The organism is Arthrobacter endolithicus (assembly GCF_026627425.1).
Lineage (GTDB): Bacteria > Actinomycetota > Actinomycetes > Actinomycetales > Micrococcaceae > Arthrobacter_M.
This window is the reverse complement of record NZ_JAPNLH010000007.1, coordinates 200,171-219,699: the sequence shown is the minus strand read 5'-3', so window position 1 is coordinate 219,699 and position 19,529 is coordinate 200,171. Positions and strand designations below refer to the sequence as shown.

11 protein-coding genes and 1 pseudogene are annotated in these 19,529 nt (G+C 60.1%); all 12 read right to left on the bottom strand.

The window, feature by feature from the left end:
• Positions 1 to 143: 143 nt before the first annotated feature.
• Positions 144 to 650 (bottom strand): annotated as a pseudogene (locus tag OS914_RS08680) (transposase); the annotation flags it as partial.
• Positions 651 to 987: 337 nt separating this feature from the next.
• Entirely contained in the window at positions 988 to 2,358 is a 1,371-nt protein-coding gene (gene istA, locus OS914_RS08675; RefSeq protein ID WP_267545648.1) for an IS21 family transposase, read from the bottom strand.
• Between the two features lie 394 nt (positions 2,359 to 2,752).
• The gene (locus tag OS914_RS08670) at positions 2,753 to 7,027 is read right to left on the bottom strand and encodes a LamG-like jellyroll fold domain-containing protein (protein ID WP_267545647.1); all 4,275 of its coding nucleotides are present in this window, start codon (positions 7,025 to 7,027) and stop codon (positions 2,753 to 2,755) included.
• Positions 7,024 to 7,812 (bottom strand): hypothetical protein, encoded by a 789-nt coding sequence (locus OS914_RS08665; protein WP_267545646.1) that lies wholly within the window; start codon positions 7,810 to 7,812, stop codon positions 7,024 to 7,026. The genes OS914_RS08670 and OS914_RS08665 overlap by 4 nt, the downstream gene beginning before the upstream one ends.
• Positions 7,809 to 8,612 carry a CDP-alcohol phosphatidyltransferase family protein gene (locus OS914_RS08660; protein WP_267545645.1) on the bottom strand — a complete coding sequence of 268 codons (804 nt, stop codon included), beginning with the start codon at positions 8,610 to 8,612 and terminating at the stop codon, positions 7,809 to 7,811. Before OS914_RS08660 ends, OS914_RS08665 begins: the two co-directional genes overlap by 4 nt.
• On the bottom strand, positions 8,612 to 9,790 hold the full coding sequence (locus tag OS914_RS08655; RefSeq protein ID WP_267545644.1) for a DUF1972 domain-containing protein: 1,179 nt from the start codon (positions 9,788 to 9,790) through the stop codon (positions 8,612 to 8,614). The genes OS914_RS08660 and OS914_RS08655 overlap by 1 nt, the downstream gene beginning before the upstream one ends.
• Before the next feature lie 105 nt (positions 9,791 to 9,895).
• The gene (locus OS914_RS08650) at positions 9,896 to 10,354 is read right to left on the bottom strand and encodes an FAD synthase family protein (protein WP_267545643.1); all 459 of its coding nucleotides are present in this window, start codon (positions 10,352 to 10,354) and stop codon (positions 9,896 to 9,898) included.
• A 10-nt stretch (positions 10,355 to 10,364) separates the two neighbouring features.
• Positions 10,365 to 11,987, bottom strand: a complete 1,623-nt coding sequence (locus OS914_RS08645) for a sugar transferase (RefSeq protein ID WP_267545642.1) — start codon at positions 11,985 to 11,987, stop codon at positions 10,365 to 10,367.
• A gap of 599 nt (positions 11,988 to 12,586) precedes the next feature.
• Positions 12,587 to 15,280 (bottom strand): helix-turn-helix transcriptional regulator, encoded by a 2,694-nt coding sequence (locus OS914_RS08640; protein ID WP_267545641.1) that lies wholly within the window; start codon positions 15,278 to 15,280, stop codon positions 12,587 to 12,589.
• A gap of 44 nt (positions 15,281 to 15,324) precedes the next feature.
• Positions 15,325 to 17,958, bottom strand: coding sequence for a helix-turn-helix transcriptional regulator (locus OS914_RS08635; RefSeq protein WP_267545640.1), 2,634 nt, complete (start codon positions 17,956 to 17,958; stop codon positions 15,325 to 15,327).
• A 211-nt stretch (positions 17,959 to 18,169) separates the two neighbouring features.
• Positions 18,170 to 18,754 (bottom strand): aminoacyl-tRNA hydrolase, encoded by a 585-nt coding sequence (gene pth / locus OS914_RS08630; RefSeq protein ID WP_267545639.1) that lies wholly within the window; start codon positions 18,752 to 18,754, stop codon positions 18,170 to 18,172.
• Positions 18,755 to 18,776: 22 nt separating this feature from the next.
• On the bottom strand, positions 18,777 to 19,391 hold the full coding sequence (locus OS914_RS08625; protein WP_267545638.1) for a 50S ribosomal protein L25/general stress protein Ctc: 615 nt from the start codon (positions 19,389 to 19,391) through the stop codon (positions 18,777 to 18,779).
• Positions 19,392 to 19,529: the final 138 nt, after the last annotated feature.

Below are 19,529 nucleotides of genomic sequence, written 5' to 3'. Positions count from 1 at the left end.
CGCGGCGAGTCCTACCGAGTCAAAAACGCGTTGATGAAATGAGCAGACAGCTGAAATGGCCTAAAAACGCGCCGCAGTGGCCTGATTCTTAGCGCCGAAATGGCCTACTTTAACTTGACGAAACACACCATGGCCTTGCCGAAACGGCGGATCACGGAAATGAGCTGGGTGATGGTGTCCTGGCGGGCCACCGCGTCCTGAAACACGGTCGAATCCACCGCCCGGCGGTGCCGCCCGGCCAAGACCCCGGTGGCGGTAATGACCTGGGCGACAGCCTCGTTGATCCGGTGCGGGCTGTCGCTGGCGCGTAGGCGGTTGCGCCAATGCACCAGTGCGGTGGGATGGAACGCGGCCTCCGTCAGCCCGTAACCGCACGCAGCCTTCCACCGCAGGTCATACGTCAACGCCTCCGCCGCCGCCCGGTCCGACAAGCCTTCCAAGGCCTGCAACACCAGCACGGTGCCTATCACCGAGGCCGGGATCGACGGCCGGCCCCGCTTAGACGGAAACAGGTCCTCCATCATCGAATCCGGAAACAGCCGCCCCCGGTGTTCGGCCAGGAACGCGTAGGCACTGCCCGGAGCCAACAACTCCCCAGCCAGCGACTCCACATCCAAATACCCGCGCTGAGCCTCTTCAATACCTTGCATGTATCCAGTCTTAACGACCAGCACCCGAAACCCGTCAGGCGCGCCTTAAACCACCCAAATTATTCAGCGCAATCCTAGCTGACGAGAATAGATAGCCAAGCGCATGCGCCAGTGTTTCCCAACAGGTCAGGTCAACCAATCCCTTGCTCTGGAGTCCGAGATCGTCTGGAACGTGCAGTCGTATTGGCCGCGCAAGATTGCCCAACCTTGCGCGGCCAGCACATTTCACCTCACACCCTGCGCCATTACGTGGACGGCTGGGTTATGTGGCCGGGTGGGGTGTTTGCGCTGGTGGAGGCGCTTGTGGGTCCGATTCCGGCCACATAATCCCGGGGTGTTATTGGCCGGCGTGGTCGAGCCATGTGAGGAGATCTTGGTCTGTTGTCCAGTCAGGCAGGGGCTCGGGGGTCAGCGGCTGGTAGGCACTTTCAATGGCGACGCGTTTCGCTTCCGTGTCGGCGCGGGCGTAGATTTCGGTGGTGGATACGTCGACGTGTCCGAGCCCATCAATATCGCGGTGCTGCGGCGGGACATGGTCCGGCAAGGTCGAGTACTGGCCTTTGCGGCCCGTCAGCCGCGGGTGTTCGCAGATGCTCTCGTGCCCGTCGAAGACCGTCACTCGGGAAGACGTCAGCCGGACCCGCAGCAGCTTGCCCGCCAACGCGAAGGGCACTGAATACCGTTGGGTGTCCGCGGTGATGTGGTAGTTCCGGCCCGCCTTGAGTTCCTTCCACTCGACGTCCTCGAACCCGGCATCGGGCAAAGGGCCGAGCATCTCCCGCTCCTCGGTGTCGAACCTCTCCCACCGGGTCGTGTCGTCGGCGCGGCGGATATCGTGGTTGATCTCCCGCACTCGCTCCTCGATCGCAGTATTCAACTCGTTCAGCGTCGTAAAGACATCGTCATCGAGGTAGCCGATGACGCGTTTGTTGACCACGTTCACCGCATTCTCGGCTGAGGCTTTATCGCGGGGTTTCTTCACTCTGGCCGGGACAATTGCTGTCTGGTAGTGATCCGCGAGCTGCTGATACCTCGCGTTGACGACCCGCTCCGCGTCGCCCTTATGGGTTTGGTGGGTGGAGGTCGTCGGGTTATCTGGCACGACGATCTGCGTCACGCCGCCGAAGAACGCGAACGCTTGAACATGCGCGTCGAGCCACGCCGGGGACTTCATATCCGCATATGCGCGGCAGAACATCAGCCCCGAAAACGGCAACACCGCGACGAACAAAATTGCCCGGACCACCTCGCCGGTGATCGTGTCGATGACATCCATCGTGTCGCCGGCCCAGTCCACCAGCATCGCCCGCCCCGGCTCATGGCGCAGCACTGCCACCAGATCGTGGGTGCGGAGGTAGCCAGTGAACAGAGCGCAGAACTGCGAGTACCCGTACTTCTTCCCCGCGTCCTTGGTGTCGACGTAGCGACGCCACGCCAGCAGCAACGTGAAGTGCCGGTTCGCTTTCATCGACGCCAGCACCCGCGACAAGTCGGGCTGGTCATACTCCTCCGACACTTTCCGGCGCCCGTCGGGAAACCAATCCGCCAGGTCGCTGTCACGGACCGCGACCGCCGAGGTGAGACCCCGCTCCTGGACCTCCTGCCGGACCCGGGCCACGTCGCGATGCGAGCACCCCGCGATCTCTACGACTTCGCGATAACTCCTCCCCTCCAACAACAACCCCAATATTTTCCGATATTCCGCCATGACCCGCCCTTAACAATGAGACGACAACGCCTTATGCGTTGTCGTCTCACAGCACAGCAGTTCACCAGGGCGAGCGCTACCGTGTTCCCGGAATCTTGCTACCAGGTCGCTGGACTAGCGCTACCAACAAGCGCTACTCGCCAGTTTAGGAACACGAGCAAACCTCATTCGTGTCCACCAAACCGGGTACGCTCCAAACCATCCCGCTGAACCTGAAGTAGACAAAAGGATGAACCCCAAAACCGCAAACATCTTCGCCACGGCAGGGATTTCGCACGTCACCACCCACGTAACTTCGGCCTAAAGGCGGTCAGTCCACAGGTTTTGACTATTTATCACGACAATGCGGGCGCGAGGTCACCCTGCCGCCCGCATGTATTCGTGGTCGCGTCTGTCAGTTCATGGGCGTCGTCAGCCAGTTTCGAAATGCCACTCGCACCGGACCATTGGTATTGGAGCCTGAAATGTAGGTTCGGAGGCCAACACCACCGGCCGATTGCAGCCCGGTCGTGGAATCCAGTGAAGTCAGTTGCCAGGCCGTAGGCTCCGTATCAACGGCCCTCCAAACCTTGGCGTTGAGCGTGGTGGGCGAGATGCCAAACACTTGGAATCTGATCTGCAGAAGATCTCCGGCCACATACATGCCCGGGAGCGCCTGCGATGCAATCGTCGTTTCGATGCCCCCATCGGTTTTGGCCAAGGTCATCGTCATTGCACCCGATTTAGAAATCCACATACTGACCCGATAATCCGCCGTTCCCACCCGTCGTCCCAGAATCGAGAAATAGGATCCTCCCCCATCGCCGATTCGATCCAGGGCCACCTGGACCCGAGTTTCCGCCGAGGAGGATGAGACGCCGTTGAGATAGGCGTACCGTGTCTGTCCCACAGCCGACGAAACAGTGCCAGCGCCGGGACTGACCGCGAAGTTGCTCGATCCGGAAGGAACCGTCCACGCACCTCCCACCGTCGCGGTCCCGAAACCATTAGTGCTGGTGCGGTTAAAATCGTCCTGCGCCAATGGCTGATTCACCGGCGGCGCCGCCGACACCGTCACGCCATGCGTCACAGCGTTCGTCGCACCCTTATCATCAGTAACCACCAACTTCACCGAATACGTCCCCGCCGCAGCATACGTATGCGACGGCGAAACACCCGTCCCCGCCACACTGCCATCACCGAAGTCCCAACCATAGGAAACGACCGACCCGTCCGGATCCGAAGAACCCGAACCGTCGAAGGACGCCACCAAATTCACCGACGACGACGCAAACGCCGCCACCGGAGGCTGATTCACCGGCGGCGCCGCCGACACCGTCACGCCATGCGTCACAGCGTTCGTCGCACCCTTGTCATCAGTAACCACCAACTTCACCGAATACGTCCCCGCCGCAGCATACGTATGCGACAGCGAAACACCCGTCCCCGCCACACTGCCATCACCGAAGTCCCAACCATAGGAAACGACCGACCCGTCCGGATCCGAAGAACCCGAACCGTCAAAGGACGCCACCAAATTCACCGCCGACGACGCAAACGCCGCCACCGGAGGCTGATTCGCCACACGGCCGGCTCCCAGAGCGAAATGATCGGCTACCGCGCTGGCACTGAGAGCTGTTGGATATACTGCCACCTCGTCGATGGTGCCCGCGAAGTAAGGCTGCGGTCCCCATGTGTTGTCTGACCCAACTCGCCAGTACCCGTCATATGGTTGGGCAGCTGTCTGCGGATTACTGCCGACGAGCTGGCCATCGACGTAGAGTTTCATTCCTTCAGCGGACTGGGTTGCCACCATATGATGCCACGCCCCATCGTTGTAGGAAGCCGTGGATGTAGTGGTATTTGTCTGCCCGGTATATACGCCAAACGTAAGCTGTCCGCTGTTTTCCATGTAGACGTGCCGATCATAATTGCTGGACAGGCCCATTTGGGAATCGCCAAAACCAATCAGCTTTCCCCCGTTCGTGGTGGTCGTGTTGAACCACAACTCCTCCGAGTAAACGGTTGGATTGGATACCCGCGCATTCCCGGACAGCAATCCCGCTGAACCATTGAACTGAACGGCTGTATTGCTCGTACCTGCAATGGCACCCGGCCGACCCAGAGTTACCCCAGCAATATACGTACCGGAGTTTCCGGCAATGCCGCTGTCGTTCGCGGTGTTACCTGTGCTCTCCCCCAGCCGCCAGTACAGGTCAGGTTCCGCTTGGAAGACGGCTTTGCCATAATTGTCTGCGGGGGCAACCGGAAGGTTCAGGGTGCGGCCAGAGGCTTGATAATGGTTTTGGACCTGCGACAAACTAAGAACAGTTGGGTACACAGCAACTTCGTCGAGGTCCCCGCTGAAGTAGCTACTGGCGGGCTGAGAAGGCCATCCATTCAAATTGTCACCACCAATTCGCCATCCGCCTGAGTACGACTGACCGGACGTCACGTCTGCGCGCTGACCGATTCGCTTGCCGTCGATGTACAGCGACATGCCGTTGGACCCCATGCTTGCGACGACCTGATGCCACTGTCCATCGTTGTAATTCGAAGCGCTCTGCAACGTTTGAGTGTTTCCGGTGTAGACGCCGAAGATCAGTTTTCCAGAGTTGTCCATGTATACGTGCCGGTCATAGCTGCCAGAATCCCCGGTTGCGCTGTTACCGAATCCGATAATCTTGCCGCCGCGGTTGCTGGTCGTCTTAAACCAGGCCTCCGTGGTGAACGTGTCGGGACCTTGCACTATCGTCTGGGTCGCGCCGTAACCGGCGTTCGTCCCATTAAAGCTGCTGGCCGTGTTGCTATCGCCGATTACGGCCCCGGCGGCGCCTCTAGTCACGCCCGACCCTAGAGCGGCATCGCTCCAGCCAGCCCAGTCGATAGCGGTCGAGCCACTGGGCTCCCCCAGTCTCCAATAAGCCGAGGCGCCGTCCTGCAAAACGCCCTGGGCATAGGCGCTGAGACTGCCCGTCGCTGCGACGGTGACTGAAACGGCCTGGGACTTGGACGTATTTCCGAACGGATCAACGGCTACGACTTGGTATGTATGGGTCGAACCCGGCATCAGCCCTGTATCCAGATAGCCCATAGCACTGCGCTGCCAGAAATTTGACAGCTTCGTCGTCGTATAAACAGGAGTCGCTGTCTTGCCATCGCGCACTAGCTGGTAGGTCAGGTTCTGGTTGTCTTTGTCCCAATTGGCCGTCCAGCTGACGCGGGCGGTTCCTGAGGAAAGACTTGCCACTGAAGGATTTGCCGCCGATCCGTTTATCTGCGGACCTTCCTTGTTGGGTGCGATGTCTTTTTTAGCAAACCGAACAATGCCCTGCTGGGCTTTTCCATTTACCTTGGGAAATTCACCGCCAAGAATCACATAGTCAGAGTTTCCGGTGACGTTCCATGCGGCTTGTGACTGGCCGGTGAATGTTCCAACTTCAAGGTCTGGGTACCACTGGAGGAGAGACGGATCCGGGGTCCCGGCAAAGTTGTAGTACCCGTAGGGATCGTTCGTAATCGTCCCCGTAGCTGCCTTGCTGAATGCGAGTGCGTGGTGGAACGTCCATGTTGGCGACGTTTGTGGGAACGCGCCAATGTTGCCACAATAATGCGCGTGACTTACGGTATAAACGGCTGTTTCGGCGGCGTAAACGCCGTATGTGTCACCGTGGCAATCTTCGACCCATTTGATGCTTCCAGTCGCCCAGTCGGCTGAAAATGTTCCTTCCAAATTCCCGCCAGCGCCGAAAACGTATCCCGTGCCGTAAATGTTGGGGCCGTCCGACGACAAGCTCAGGATCGATGCTTTAGCACCACCATTGCGGATCAGCCCGTTAGCCGCCCACGGCAACAGCCCTCCATTGAGGGTGTCGAGGGCACCAAGCCCGTAACCCGGGTCACTCGAACCATTCAAGGTAGTAAAGCTCCCGCCGACCACTACCTTGGAGCTATCCGGTGACAGCAGCATGGTGTTGATATCCCCACCGGCGGGGACAGGGTTCCAAGGCAGCAAGGTAGCATTTGCAGCGGTGACTGCCGCCAACTTCGTACGGCTGACCGACCCAACTCCACTGAACCACCCGCCCATGTACACCTTGTCATTTGAAGCGGTGATGGCGACGACGCGGGAATTGACCTTCGGCGCCCAAGAAGAAATGAGCGCCCCTGTCGATGGGGTGAGGGCTGCGACGTAAGGACGAGCCACACCGTTGACTTGCGAAAAGGCGCCGCCTACATACAGACGGGTGCCATCTGGCGAAGCCACAATAGTCTTGGCCATGCCGTTAAGGCTTGCAGTAAAAGAATTTATGAGGTTTCCCGTGGTGAGGTCATACGCGAGAATATTGTTGCGTGCCACGGTGTTGGTTCCGGGCGCAGAGCCCGCTGGCCTGGCAGTAGTGAACTGGCCGACCGCATATGCCGTGTTGCCTATGATCGCCTGCTGCCACACGATCCCGTCGATCTGGACGGTCGGTAGTGCATCGGCCGACACGGTCAGCGGCGTCGCGGGATTGGCCGGGTCCACAGGTGCTGTGTCGGCCATAGCCGCGGGTACTGCCACCGCAGCAACGGAAAGAGCCACCGCAACGGAAACTAAGATGCCAAATATCTTTTTTGTTGCGCCGCTCACCACGGTGCCGAATCCACCGGGACTGGCTATGCTCTCGTATCTCGGTACCGCTTTCATGGCTTTCCTTCTACTTGTGGCGCTGCGCCCTCAAACGCCGCGATGGTGGAATTTACTTCGAAATTTACAAGGATCCGCACAACCCCGCGCTGGTTTTGCGGGACAAGGTATACGTACGTCCCGGAACCTGATTGCCCCGGCAATATACTGTCCGTGAACCCTGATACTCCCGGCCCGCTCAGTGATATTGCGGGAACGTTATCCGTGCCTGTGCCCACGTTCACCACAACATTCGCAGTGGATATTGAACCTGCTGTTTGATTGTGGATGGTGACGGTGAAACGAAGCGAGGGGCCGGAAATTTCGCCGGGTCCACTTGCCTCCCCGGACACTGCCTCGATGGAGGAGATCTTTGCAGTAATGCCGTCGGCAACTGAAGAAGAGTGATCCAGCGGTACGGCTGCCGCTACGGGCTGATCTACTGTCGCGAGCTGCGCGGCGCCGGCCGGAGCGGAGGCCGCGGTGGCCGGACCAGCCGCCGGCGGCTTGTTCCCTGCTGGAGGATGCGACGGCGAGCCTTCCGCCGTGGGTTGTGGATCTACTGGTGCTGCGGCCGATGGAGCTGCACTTGTCGCACCGGCGGCTGCAGTCGCAACCGCGACCGATGATGCTGCCGATGAACTCTGGGCAATGGCACTCCTGCTGGCCGTTCGTCCCTGGCTGGAAGACCAAACCGCACCTGCTGCACCGAGGACGATTAGCACTACAAGGACAAGGACAACAGTAACCACGGTGCGTCCGGTGCGTTTCCCAGCCGCATCGGCGGGGCTCTCGGAATCGATCATCTTCCGCCTCCTCGACGGGACGAAATTTGGTCAGTTCCGACTGTTCTGAGCTCTCGGAACCACTTCAGTGACGCGAGGATGAAGAATCCTGCGGTGGCGATTGTTATCAGCGTGTAAAGCACGAGGAAAGCGGGTAAGGCACCTAGAAGAATAAAGGAGAGGCATAGAACCCCGTAGTCCATTGGAATTACGAGGACCGATCGCACCCAGGATGATCGTCCTCCGGCCGCGTCAGCCGCTGGGGTTGAGGTTCCCAGCTGGCGCCGCAACTGCTCGGTAAGGATCATTCCGAAAAAGAGTGCCGCCCCGACGATGGTTGCTGCCAGCGGTACCAGCAGCCATATCTGGGCAACGGATTCAAATCGATACATTCCCACCGCCAGGAAAATAGGGAGCGCCGAAATCTTGATCGCATCCGCCATGTGGTCGAGCCATTCGCCAGCAGGGCTACCGCCGCCGCGTAACCTCGCCAGTTGTCCATCGGCAGAATCAAAGGCATAGCCGACGACCAAGAACAACGCCACCGCAAAACCAAGCGCCCAAGACGGCGGGTACACGGCCAACAAGATAATGCCGATGTAGGTGAACGCGGCGCTAATAAGGGTGACGGTATTGGGAGTGAATCCGGCCCGATAGGCCCATGCCGCCAGCAGTCTGCCCAACTTTCTGTTGATGAAGCGGGAATAGGCGGGAGCGTGCAGGCCAGCTTTTTTTTGAGCGGAGGCTAGGCGCCCGAGGGTCTCGCGGTAGGCTTCTGTCCGACGAGCGGCACGTCCTGAGGTCGCATCCAAAGCTGACATCACAACCCCTGGTCCTGCAGCAGGCCGTACGACGGTGCCGTGTCTTTGAAATGGCGTCGTCCTTTGCCTCGCTGCCGATGCAGAATACCCGTGATAATGTCTCGGCATAGCTGCTCATACCCCTCGGCTATGTCATCCCAGCTATACAGCTTTGCCCGCCGCCCTGCAGCGGCGCCCCGTGAGACTAGGCCGGAGGAACATCGTTCAGCCTTTTCTGTGAGGACGGAAACGTCCTCCACGGTGGAAAAATACTCGCCCGCATCGCCAAGGACTTCGCGATTAAACCCGACGTCGAATGCGTTCGTGGCAGCGCCGGCACCCATCGCACGCAACAAGCTCGGATTGGTACCTCCCACCGAATGCCCATGCCAGTACACCAGAGCATTCGCATAGAGCTCGTCCAGCAGCTCCTGATCCCACACGCCACCGATGAACTGGACGCGCTCATCACCGAGAGCGTGCAGAGTGCCCGTATATTCCTCGGCGTATGGGTGCGATCCCACGACGATCAAGGGCAACCTTGCACGACTGTGCGTGTAACCCTCCACAATAATGTGGACGTGATTCTCTGGCAGGAAACGCGCAACGACCAAGTGATAACCTCGAGGACTCAACCCCAGAGATTTAATCCTGTCGCTCCTGCCATGCTCCAGAATGGGAGCACCATAAGTGAGCAGGGATGTGTCCGCACCGAACTCGGACCTGTAGTAGTCCTGTATCCCTACCGCATCGGCTATTAATGCGTCGGAAAGGCGAACCGAGAGCGCTTCCGCGGCGCGATAATATTTGCGTCCTAGCTTGCCCCATCTTGCTCGCTGCCACTCCAGACCGTCCACGTGCGTTGCTACAGGAATGTTCGCCGCCCTTAGAAACGGCAGCCACGGTGAATTGGCAGCATTAAAAAGAATGGCTGCATCGACGCGATGGGACAGAATGTGACCGACGGACAAACCCGCATGCCCGACGGTCTCAAGGGCACGCTTTCGGGGTGCCGGCAGGTGCACCAGTCGCATTCCCAAGTATTCCTTGCGGATCGGTTCGCCAGGCTGCTGATTCCGGCAATAGACGACGACGTCGTGTCCCCTAGCAGCCAATCGGCTCCCGACTTCTTCAACACACGTTTCAAAACCACCGTAGCGTGCCGGGACGCCGCGGGTGCCGACGAGTGCTATTCGCATGGAGGAACGATCTGATGCTTTCATTTTCATTTTTCATCCCCAGGATTGATATTTTCTGTGCAGCGAGACCGTGCAGCGACCGGCCGAGGGCCGTAGACAAATTTTCTAAGGTGTGTGTTGCAGGAGGGAGCCGCTAAGGAAGCCGGAGTTCAGGACCTCCAGACTTCTTTTAAGGACGGTGCTGGATGTGTGAACCGTGTACGGAAAATAGACGACTTCCACACCAACCGCTGCGAAATCACGCTCTAAAGCGAGACCTCTTTCCGTTCCGCGCCAGTCGTCGCCTTTGAAGAGGATGTCGAAGGGGAAATTACGCCAGGTATCCAACTTGCTGGGATGAACCTCAGCAACCGCCTCGTCGACGAAGCGGATGCTTCTAACAATTTCCAGCCGCTCAGCTAATGGAATTACCGGAGGATTACCCTTGGTCGCTATGAGGAGGTCATCAGCCACGACGCCTGCGATCAGGTAATCGCACCGCGCCTTGGCATGCCGGAGCAAATTCAGGTGGCCAACGTGAAAAAGATCGAAGGCTCCTGGTGCATAACCTACTCTGGTGCCCATGACATACCTTTCAGTAAGCGCCGACGGGAGAGCGCATGGCACGGAAAGTCCGCCACATGATGATGAGGTCGCCGGTGAAGGACCAGTTCTCCACGTAGTAAAGGTCCAGCCGGATGCTCTCTTCCCAGTCCAGCGTGGAGCGGCCGTTGATTTGCCACAGACCGGTGATACCAGGTTTGATCAGCAGCCGCCGGTTGGTGAACTTTTCATACGTCGCCACTTCTTCCGGCAGCGGTGGCCGCGGGCCGACCAGGCTCATGTCGCCCATCAGGACGTTCCAGAATTGAGGGAGCTCGTCGAGGGAATATTTTCGCATCCAGCGCCCACAGGAGGTAACGCGGGGATCCTTGCGGATCTTGAAGAGCGAGCCGGCTCCCTCGTTCTGTCCACGGAGGCCGTCGAGCTCATCTTGGGCGTTGCGGACCATGGAACGGAACTTGAGCATCTCGAAGTTGTTTCCTTCCCGGCCAACGCGCTCCTGGCGGAAAATTACCGGACCGGGGCTGTCGCGCCAGACGACAACCGACAAAACCGCAAGGATGGGCGAGATGACCAGCAGAGCCACCGCGGAGATAATCACATCGACAATCCGCTTGAAGAAGTGCTTTCCACCTGCGTATTGAGGCAGTTCAACGTGCGTTAAGGGCAGCCCTTCAACCGGACGCATATGAATTCTGGGCCCGGCGACGTTGGTCAGGCTAGAGGCAAGGACCAATTCCGTGCGGCTATCTTCGAGGCGCCATCCGAGTTCACGAATGTACCTTGCCCCACCGGGGACGGGACCGGCAACTATCACGGCGTCCGCGGCTGTTACCGCTACTATCCTGCCCACGTCAGCCAAGGTAGAGAGTACCGGGATCCGGTACCACGGCGGTTTCAATTCCATCGATGCATCTAGGACGGGAAGCGCTGCCCCCGCGATCTGGTACCCGACACCCGGATTCTTCGCCACCTGCTGAAGGACGTATTCAACGTCCGCCGGGTCTCCGATCACCACGACCCTCGCCAGGTACTTCCCACAGGCACGCTGTTTGTTCAGCCACTGACGCCAAAGCCACCGGCTGGCCGAGAGAAGTGCGAGGCCCAACGGCAGGGCGATGGCGAAATAACCTCTAACCACTTCGACGCGGAAGACGACCATAACGATGGCCAGGGCGCCAAAAAGCTTGAATGTCGCTTCGATCAAGCGCTTATATTCGGTGGCGCCGACCCCGAATATTCGGCTGTCCCTGGTACGGTAAACGTCGAGGGAGACGATCCAAGCGACTAAGATGAAGGCGGAGAGCCACACGTAGCTTGTCTCCGGGTTCCGGAGTCGGGAGTCAGGTCCATCAACGCCGAACCGTCCAAGGTACGCAATCAAGACGACAGTCACGACCGACAGGGAATCGGTGACGCGGAGCCTGAGCTTGTAGTCCTTCCACCACGTCGCGGCAGGTACGGCCGAGTGCGCCAACCCCGTGGCCGAAGTGTCGTCCCACACGCTGTGCTTCGCCCGTGCGGTTGGAGCTGGCGTGGTAGCGGCGACGGTCTGTGCTGATGCCGCCGGGCCGCCGACGGGGACAGTGATACGAATCTTGGGATTGGTTCGCAGACGGCCGCGGAACGGGACCCGGGACTTGAGCTCGCTCATTGGAAGTCCAAAATTGTCCGGCACCCGTTGGGAAAACGCCCAAGGCTGGAGGTCTGGGTAAAAAGGGGAACCGACGACGGCTGGGGGAAAGCCCTGGTCTCAGAAGGCTTATCCGCCGCCGGCTCCGTCATGGGGGGCCGCATGATGGGTGCAGACCGTGTGTACCGCTGTGATCTTGCTTCGGCGCGGATGGACCGGAAGGGGCACGTGGCCCGCAGCGCTGGACATTCATGAACAACCATCTGAGACCTTCTATTTACTTGAGGCATTCCTTGTTTCAAGTAAAGAAGAATGTGCGTGTTCCCGCACGAGTATGGACTACTCGTCTTCTGCTGCCTCGTCAGCAAGGTCGGGAGCCCGTATACGTGCTTCGTCAACGAAAATTACACACCGGTTGCTCCAAGTAGTCGCAAACATGCTGAGTAGGGCCACCTCAATTACTTGGTTTAGCGTGTAAAAAAGCGAATACACTAAGTGAGGTTCGCAGGGCACGTGAGTAGCCTCGCCAGACTGACCATGAGATAGGGCAGAAACGGAGCTCAACATCCGGCGAAGAGCCTGGCATTGGCCAGAAAACCGCTCCACAGAGGGTCCGAGTGTCAGAAGCGTGCGACCCCGCCGAGTTCCTCACGGCCGCTGACTCCCAGCTTCGCGTAGCTACGGTACAAGTGGCCCTGTACCGTGCGAATTGACACGTGCAGCCTTGCGGCAATCTGCTTGTCCGTAAGCCCTAAAGCGGCGAGGGTTAGTGCGTCTCTTTCGCGGTCGGTGAGGGCGTGATGGTCCCCCCGCTGTGTGGCGACCTGTTCTCCCACATCGAGTTCGATCTTGGACCACTGGAGGCCGGCAAGAGCCGACTGCCTGCTTTCCTTGCTCATACCGCTCTTTGCTGATTTTAGCGCGGCAGCGTAGGCGGTGGCAGCATGGCCGGGCATGTCTGCCTGCCGAAATGCGTGGCCGGCCTGCAAATATTCAGCAGCGCTGCCGCCGGCCAAAGCACGGGCATAGGTGCAGAGTGCTCCGGCCCAAGGACCTTCCATGGATTCGGCCAGCTCGCCAAATCGATCCAAGCGGCTGCGGTCGCCGAGACCAATGCAGAGCTCCAACGCGTGTAGTTCAAGGGCGACGGCGCCGCTGGCCGCGGCCGCGTCGGCCGCGCGCTGCAGTGCCAGCAGCCCGTCGCCGTTGGCCCGGAGCAGTTCCATGCCGGCGTCGAAGAACCCCTGCGCCTGCGCTGACGTGAGGTACATGCCGCCGCAGTGCGAGGCGGCATAGTCTTTTGCCAGCCTTTCGGCTTCCCGGAGGTTCCCGATCCTGACCGAGGCGTAAAAAGCCAGGGCTGCGCAGAGCCGGAACAATTGGCGCTCGTCGCAGAGTCGGAGTTCTTCCAGTGCAGGAACCAAAAGTTGCAGCGCCTGGCGCACCCTGCCCTGCCGAACGGCGACATATCCGAGAACGGTGTTCACCGCCCCGCCAAACGTCACCACCCCCGAGCGGCCGGTCATGGCGTTCCCGTCGAGGAGAGTCCGGGTCAAGGGCCAGTCTCCGGCGACCAAGGCGCAGGCAATGTAGCGTTCCACCACTATTTCGGTGGTTGACGTCACGTCGTTGCTGTCCGGTTGCACGAGCGAGAGAGCGGTCGCGGCACTGAGCTGCCCACGGACCGGGAACCCGAGCACGCAATTCCGTTCCGCCTCCAGAGCCAGCGCAACGGCCGTCGTCAGCCTCCCATGCACGCCGTCGTCGGGCTGCTGCGTCCTCGACAGCAGTGGTTGCAAAGTTGAGCCCATGGAGTCGTAAGCGCCGATAAAAGATTGTTTCAGCGCGAGCATCAGCGCGGCACGTGCAGAGGTGACGGCCAAAATCCGCTCAGCATTTTCCGGCCTAAGCTCAGCCAGCTTCACACCGGAACGACGCAGGAGTTCTGCCGCCTGCTCAACCGATATATCAGCGTTCTGCCGCGCAGCGACGACCTGTGGCAGAAATATGGTCCCCGGCATAATCTGGGAAAGTTCAACCCCGACATGATGTTTCTTGTCCAGCAGGGCCGCGGCCCGGGCATACTGTCCCATGCGGAAGTAGACACGGCTCATCACCAGGTTCTTTGCGGCTGTCAGCAGCGGATCCTGAATCGCCGCGGTGATTTGCAACGCGAGTGCTCCTTCGTTGAGCCCGCAGGCCAGTTCCGCTGCCCGTAAGAGCTGATTCTCGGGGACGGGCATTCCGCAGCTCAACGACCACGTCACCGTCCGAAGCAGGGAGTGGGGGTTTGCCGGGTCACCCTCCAACTTCGCAGCCAATAACTGTCGCAGCTGCATGCTTCGAGCCGCCGGAACCAGCTCCCTGAGGACCTCGGCGTAGACGGGATTAAGCGGGCGCACGGATGGCTCAGGAGGTCCGGATACAACTATGAGCCGGTGTTCCAGCAGTTCGGCCAGTACGGGTTCGGCAAAGAGCTCTTCGATCACAGTCAGGCTTACCGGTTCAGCCAACGAAATCAGGGTCAAGGCATCCCGCGCAGGCGCGGAAATGCGCATCAGTTGCCGCCTGACTACCTCCATCAGGTCCTGGCTTTGTTTAGGCGGCGGACCTATCATCAACCACAGCCCGTTGCGCTCCACCAAAGTTCCCAGGCGCAGCGCATCGCGGAGCAAGGCTGTCAGCAGCAAGGGATTCCCGCCGGATCCGAAGAGGAGGCTTTGAACAGCACTTTCCAGTACCTCTCCGCTCAGCAGGCCCTTGCAGAGCTGACGGGCCTCCGTGCTGTTCAACGGCAGCAGATCAAAGCGTTCTGCGGCTCCGTCGCGCCACAGCTCCAGAAGGGGTCCGGGTATTCCAGGATTGGGCTTACAACTGGCAGCCAACTTCGCCCAGCCGGCGAGGACCAGCTGGGCAACTAAACCGGCGGTGGCATCATCGAGGGCGTGGGCGTCATCAATGAGGAGCAATACGGGTTTAGCGGATTCCTCGCCGAGCTGAAACTGCGCCCAAAGGGTCCTGAGCAATGCGATCGGGGATGACATGTCAGCAGGCGAAGCATCGCGCAAGTAGGGGGCCAGTGCACCATAAGGGACCTGAGTAAGCGACGGGCTACTGTGAATCGCCACGATGGCCACCTCGCCGTCGATCTCGTCACCGAGCCGGTGCAGTAGCGACGACGCACCAAGTCCCATATCCGCCACCACAAAAACGGCAGGACAGTCCTTCGAACGAAGTGACTGCACGACGGCGGCCAAGATACCTCCGCGGTCAACCCATGCGTCAGTCATCAGGCCGCTGGCGGCAGCGCTCAACCGACGCCGCCTCGTCCATCGTATCGGCGCGGCAGCAGATAATCCTAGGGCACATCGTCCAGCTCGCCCCTGGACCGTACGCCGAGTTTGCTGAATATCTGATAAAGGTGGCCCTCCACAGTGCGCACCGAAACCTCGAGCCGGTCCGCCATCTCGCGATTACTCAACCCTCCGCGGACAAGTTTCACCACTTGCCGTTCCCGCGGAGTCAGCTTAGGGCCTTCTGTGTGCGGCACCAGCGGCACGAGCGGCAGACCGGCGCGCAGTTGGTCCAGGCGATGCTGCGCGTTGCGTACCGTCACGGCGTCTCCGGATTCCCGGGCACATTCCATGGCCAGCACAACACATCTCGCTTCCACCGCCTTCAGGACCAATTCATGAGCCGTATCGGCTGCCTGGAGGAGAACCGCCGGGTCCTTGACGCGGCTCCCACTGGCGACCAGTCGCGAGAGCGCCGCCATGGGACCCTGCCGCCGCTTGGATGCCTCTTCGAGAAGGAGATATTCCTCTGCCGTTCCGTGCATCGTTGCCCCGAAAAGACTCGTGGAAGCCATGGTGTAGCGCCCGCAGGCCATGTCGCGGCTTGCCGACTCTACGAGTTTTTGTTTGGCGGTGGACTCGCCCAGCCAACGGCGGGCCATCAGATCACAGAACATTGCCAACGACGCCGTCACCCAAGAAATATTCTTCCGGCAGGCGGAGGCGAGGCCAAGGTACCGGCGGGCTTCGACGGCGTCGTCGACCTGGGCGAAGGCGAATGCCAGGGCAGAATACGCCAGCACCGGGGCATTGAAGCTGCTGCTGATTTCAAGCTGGGCCACCGCCGATAGTAGGGGATCCATCGCCAAGTCACCGCGTCCAGCGAACGTGTAAGCAACGCCCAGTGCAAGCTCCGTCGCGCCGCCGCGGTACCGCAGAGCTTCTGGTCTGCGGTCAAGGCTGGCCGTCAGCATAGCGACGCACTCCATCCAGCGGCCGCTCAGCAGAAGGGCAGTGAAATGCCCCTCGGTGAGCCAGTCACGCATGATGCCCCGGCCGTCTGCCTTTTGGGCGTCCGACTCCAACCTTTCGGCCAATTCGACCGCGTCTATTTCGCGACCGGTAAGCGCCCGAACCAAAACCAGCAGGCTACCGCAGTCAATCCGGATTTCGGACGCCGTGCCCGTCCGGAAGATCGTTTCCAGTTCCTCGGCGATGCCGGTGAAATTTCCTCGGTGGACGGAGGCTTCAATGCGGGCCAGGGCCAAGCGTTCACCCGCGACGGTTACGTCCTTCGCTGTCACGTGTTGGGACAGATCGGTCACGCGGCACTCGATCTCGTCCCGTGCAGCGGCAAGCAGAGCGTCGATGCGTTGATATCCCCCCGGAATCCAGAGCAGGCTGTGGCAACGGTGCAGAATATAGTTGGCGTAATCCGGCAATGACAATCCCGCCAGTTCCCCCCGCCTGACTGTGTCGAGGACCTCAATCGCTGCTTCGTGGTCAGCCAAGATGAAATAGGCCGCTGATCTTTGCTCAGCAGCAGCAACCCACTGGTCGTCGGATCGCTGTACCTGCTCGGCGCATCGCAGGGCAAACACCGGGTCGAAATGTGCGTTGGCCGCAGCCGCTGCGGCCAGGGCGACTGAAGGTTCCAACGGGGCCCCGCAGTCGATGGTCCAGGCAGCGTAGGTGAGAATTTCCTGAGTCGTCATGATTTCGCCCACCGCGCCGGTCAACCGCGAAAATAACGCGTGAAGTTCCCGTCGGCGCGCCATATCCAGTCCCGCACGAATCACTTCCCCCATAAACGGCTCACCGAAAGAAACCCATTGCGTGCCTGACCTTGCCACACTTAGGTGACCGGACTCCTCCATAGCTGCAATCAGCGACGCGTCCATCAGCTTCACCAGGGTCGACAGTCGGACTTGCCGCGCCAAGGCCAGATACTCAATCACATCCCGTACCTCCCGCGGCTGATGATACATTCGGGAACGGACGAGGTCCTCCAACACGGACGGGGCACCAACGGACACCTCGTTATTGATGGTCCAGACGCTGCCCCTACAGTGCAGGGCACCGGTGTGGAGCTGCTCGCTCACTGTCGCGTGCAGTACTAGGGGGTTTCCGCCACTGGAAGCATGAAGAATTCGCACTAAAGCGGTAGTCACCTGACCGTCCAGCACACCCTCCAGCAGCTGGCGGACTTCATCTCGGGAAAAAACATCCAGCCGGACATGTTTCAAGCTGGCCCTCTTGATCAACCAGATAATATCTTCCGGTAATTCACTCTCATGCCGGGTCACAACGAGAACCTTGGCCGATTCGCTCAGAAGCAGATGCATGATGACGGCCAGACTCTGCTCGTCCACGCCACTGATGCTGTCGAGAATGAGCAGTACCGGTTTCCCATCTGATTCCTTCCGGATCAAGTCCGTGATGGCGCAGATAGTCGCGGCGGGTGAGTCCGAGATCGTGGCGGGCATCCGCGCCAGCAGGAATGCCAGAACGCCGTACGGACGGGCGGTTCCGCTCGTGGACCCGTGCAAATGCACGATGGAATGGTCCGGAGCCAGCGCGGTCTCCACAGCGCGGGCGAGAGTTGTCTTGCCTATCCCCTGCGCGCCGGTAACGGCGATCCCTTGACAGGCCGGATCCCGGACCGCTCCGATGGCCTCGGCAACCTTGTCCTGTCGCACGACAGATGACCAGTTGCGTCGCTCGGACGCCCCCATCGACCTTCGTGCTTCTCTCCCGGACGCGAACAACAACGGCTCCTGAAAGGCAGAAAAATTCCCCACGCGCACCCTTTTCCCGTATCCGCGAATTGAGACATTTTCACGGCAGGTATGCTCAGGTTATCCCGGATTGGACGTTTAATGAATAGAACGAAACAAATCGGTGAATTGTTCAGGAACCAGCGCCGTGGAATTTCTGCTGTGCCTCCAGTAAGCCGCCGACAATCATGAGTTCGACGGCATCCGCGGCGGCATCGATCAGGAAGGGGAGGTCCTTGACCTCGGTGGAGGAGAAGTCCTTTAACACGTGGGTCGCTGCGTCCGAGCGGCCCGGCGGCCGACCGACTCCCACGCGAACACGGTAGTAGTCTTTGCTGCCCAGTGCGCTGGACATGTCGCGGAGCCCGTTGTGGCCGCCTTCTCCCCCACCGATCTTGAGCTTGATGGTGTTAAACGGGATATCAATCTCGTCGTGGACGGCGATGATCTGGTCGGGGCCGAGATCAAAGAACTTTGCCAACCCGGCGGCCGGGCCGCCGGAAAGATTCATAAAGGTCATCGACTTGGCCAGGATCAGCTTCGACCCGCCGATGCCCAGCCGTCCCTCGGCCACCAAGGCACGCACCTTGTGCTTCTTGAAGGAGGCCCCCATCCGCCGGGCCAGTTCTTCGACCACCAGATAGCCGATATTGTGCCGGTTACGACTGTAGTCGGGCCCGGGATTCCCGAGCCCGACTACAAGCCAGGTGTTACTCATCTGACGTATGCGGCTGCAGCTATTACTCGGCAGCAGGAGCGTCGGCGGCGGGAGCCTCGGCGACTTCGCCCAGATCCTGCTCTTCGGGCTCGGAGATGTTTACGATCAACAGTTCCGGATCAGCCAGCAGAACGGAACCGGCCGGCAGCACCAGGTCAGCGGCGTAGATGTGCGCACCGGCCTCGCGCCCGGCGATGTCGACCTCGACGTGCTTGGGCAGGTTGGTGGCTTCCGCCTCCAGGGAAATGGTGACTTCCTCCTGGTAGGTGGCGGCGCCCGGGGCGACTTCACCGACCAGAATGACGGGGACGTCGACGATGACTTTCTCGCCCTTGCGGACCGTGAGCAGATCGATGTGTTCGATGATCTGCAGCAGCGGGTCGCGCTGGATGTCCTTGACCAGGGCGAGGTGCTCTTCGCCCTGAATGTCCAGCGTCAGCAGCGCGTTGGCTCCGCGCACTGCGCGCGTTGCCTGGCGTTCCGGGACAGTGATATGGATCGGCGTGGCGCCATGTCCGTAAATGACCGCGGGGATCTGGTTTGCACGGCGGGCACGGCGGGCTGAACCCTTGCCGAACTCGGTGCGGATGACGGCGACGAGCTTCTGCTCGTCCTTCTTGATAGCTTTCTCAGCCATGCTGGCTCCTTCATATCGTTTGTCGTTGATCAGCGGTGGTCCCGGGTCGAAACCTGGGGCCGTAACTGTGGCCTAAACCGAGCCGACACGCCGAACGCGAAGGAGCTTCAGACCCAGTCGATAACGGACTCGCGGCCG

Coding starts and splice junctions, on each gene's coding strand:
- istA (WP_267545648.1), bottom strand. CDS start 2,358: ATGGCGGAATATCGGAAAATATTGGGGTTGTTGTTGGAGGGGAGGAGT.
- OS914_RS08670 (WP_267545647.1), bottom strand. CDS start 7,027: ATGAAAGCGGTACCGAGATACGAGAGCATAGCCAGTCCCGGTGGATTC.
- OS914_RS08665 (WP_267545646.1), bottom strand. CDS start 7,812: ATGATCGATTCCGAGAGCCCCGCCGATGCGGCTGGGAAACGCACCGGA.
- OS914_RS08660 (WP_267545645.1), bottom strand. CDS start 8,612: ATGTCAGCTTTGGATGCGACCTCAGGACGTGCCGCTCGTCGGACAGAA.
- OS914_RS08655 (WP_267545644.1), bottom strand. CDS start 9,790: ATGCGAATAGCACTCGTCGGCACCCGCGGCGTCCCGGCACGCTACGGT.
- OS914_RS08650 (WP_267545643.1), bottom strand. CDS start 10,354: ATGGGCACCAGAGTAGGTTATGCACCAGGAGCCTTCGATCTTTTTCAC.
- OS914_RS08645 (WP_267545642.1), bottom strand. CDS start 11,987: ATGAGCGAGCTCAAGTCCCGGGTCCCGTTCCGCGGCCGTCTGCGAACC.
- pth (WP_267545639.1), bottom strand. CDS start 18,754: ATGAGTAACACCTGGCTTGTAGTCGGGCTCGGGAATCCCGGGCCCGAC.
- OS914_RS08625 (WP_267545638.1), bottom strand. CDS start 19,391: ATGGCTGAGAAAGCTATCAAGAAGGACGAGCAGAAGCTCGTCGCCGTC.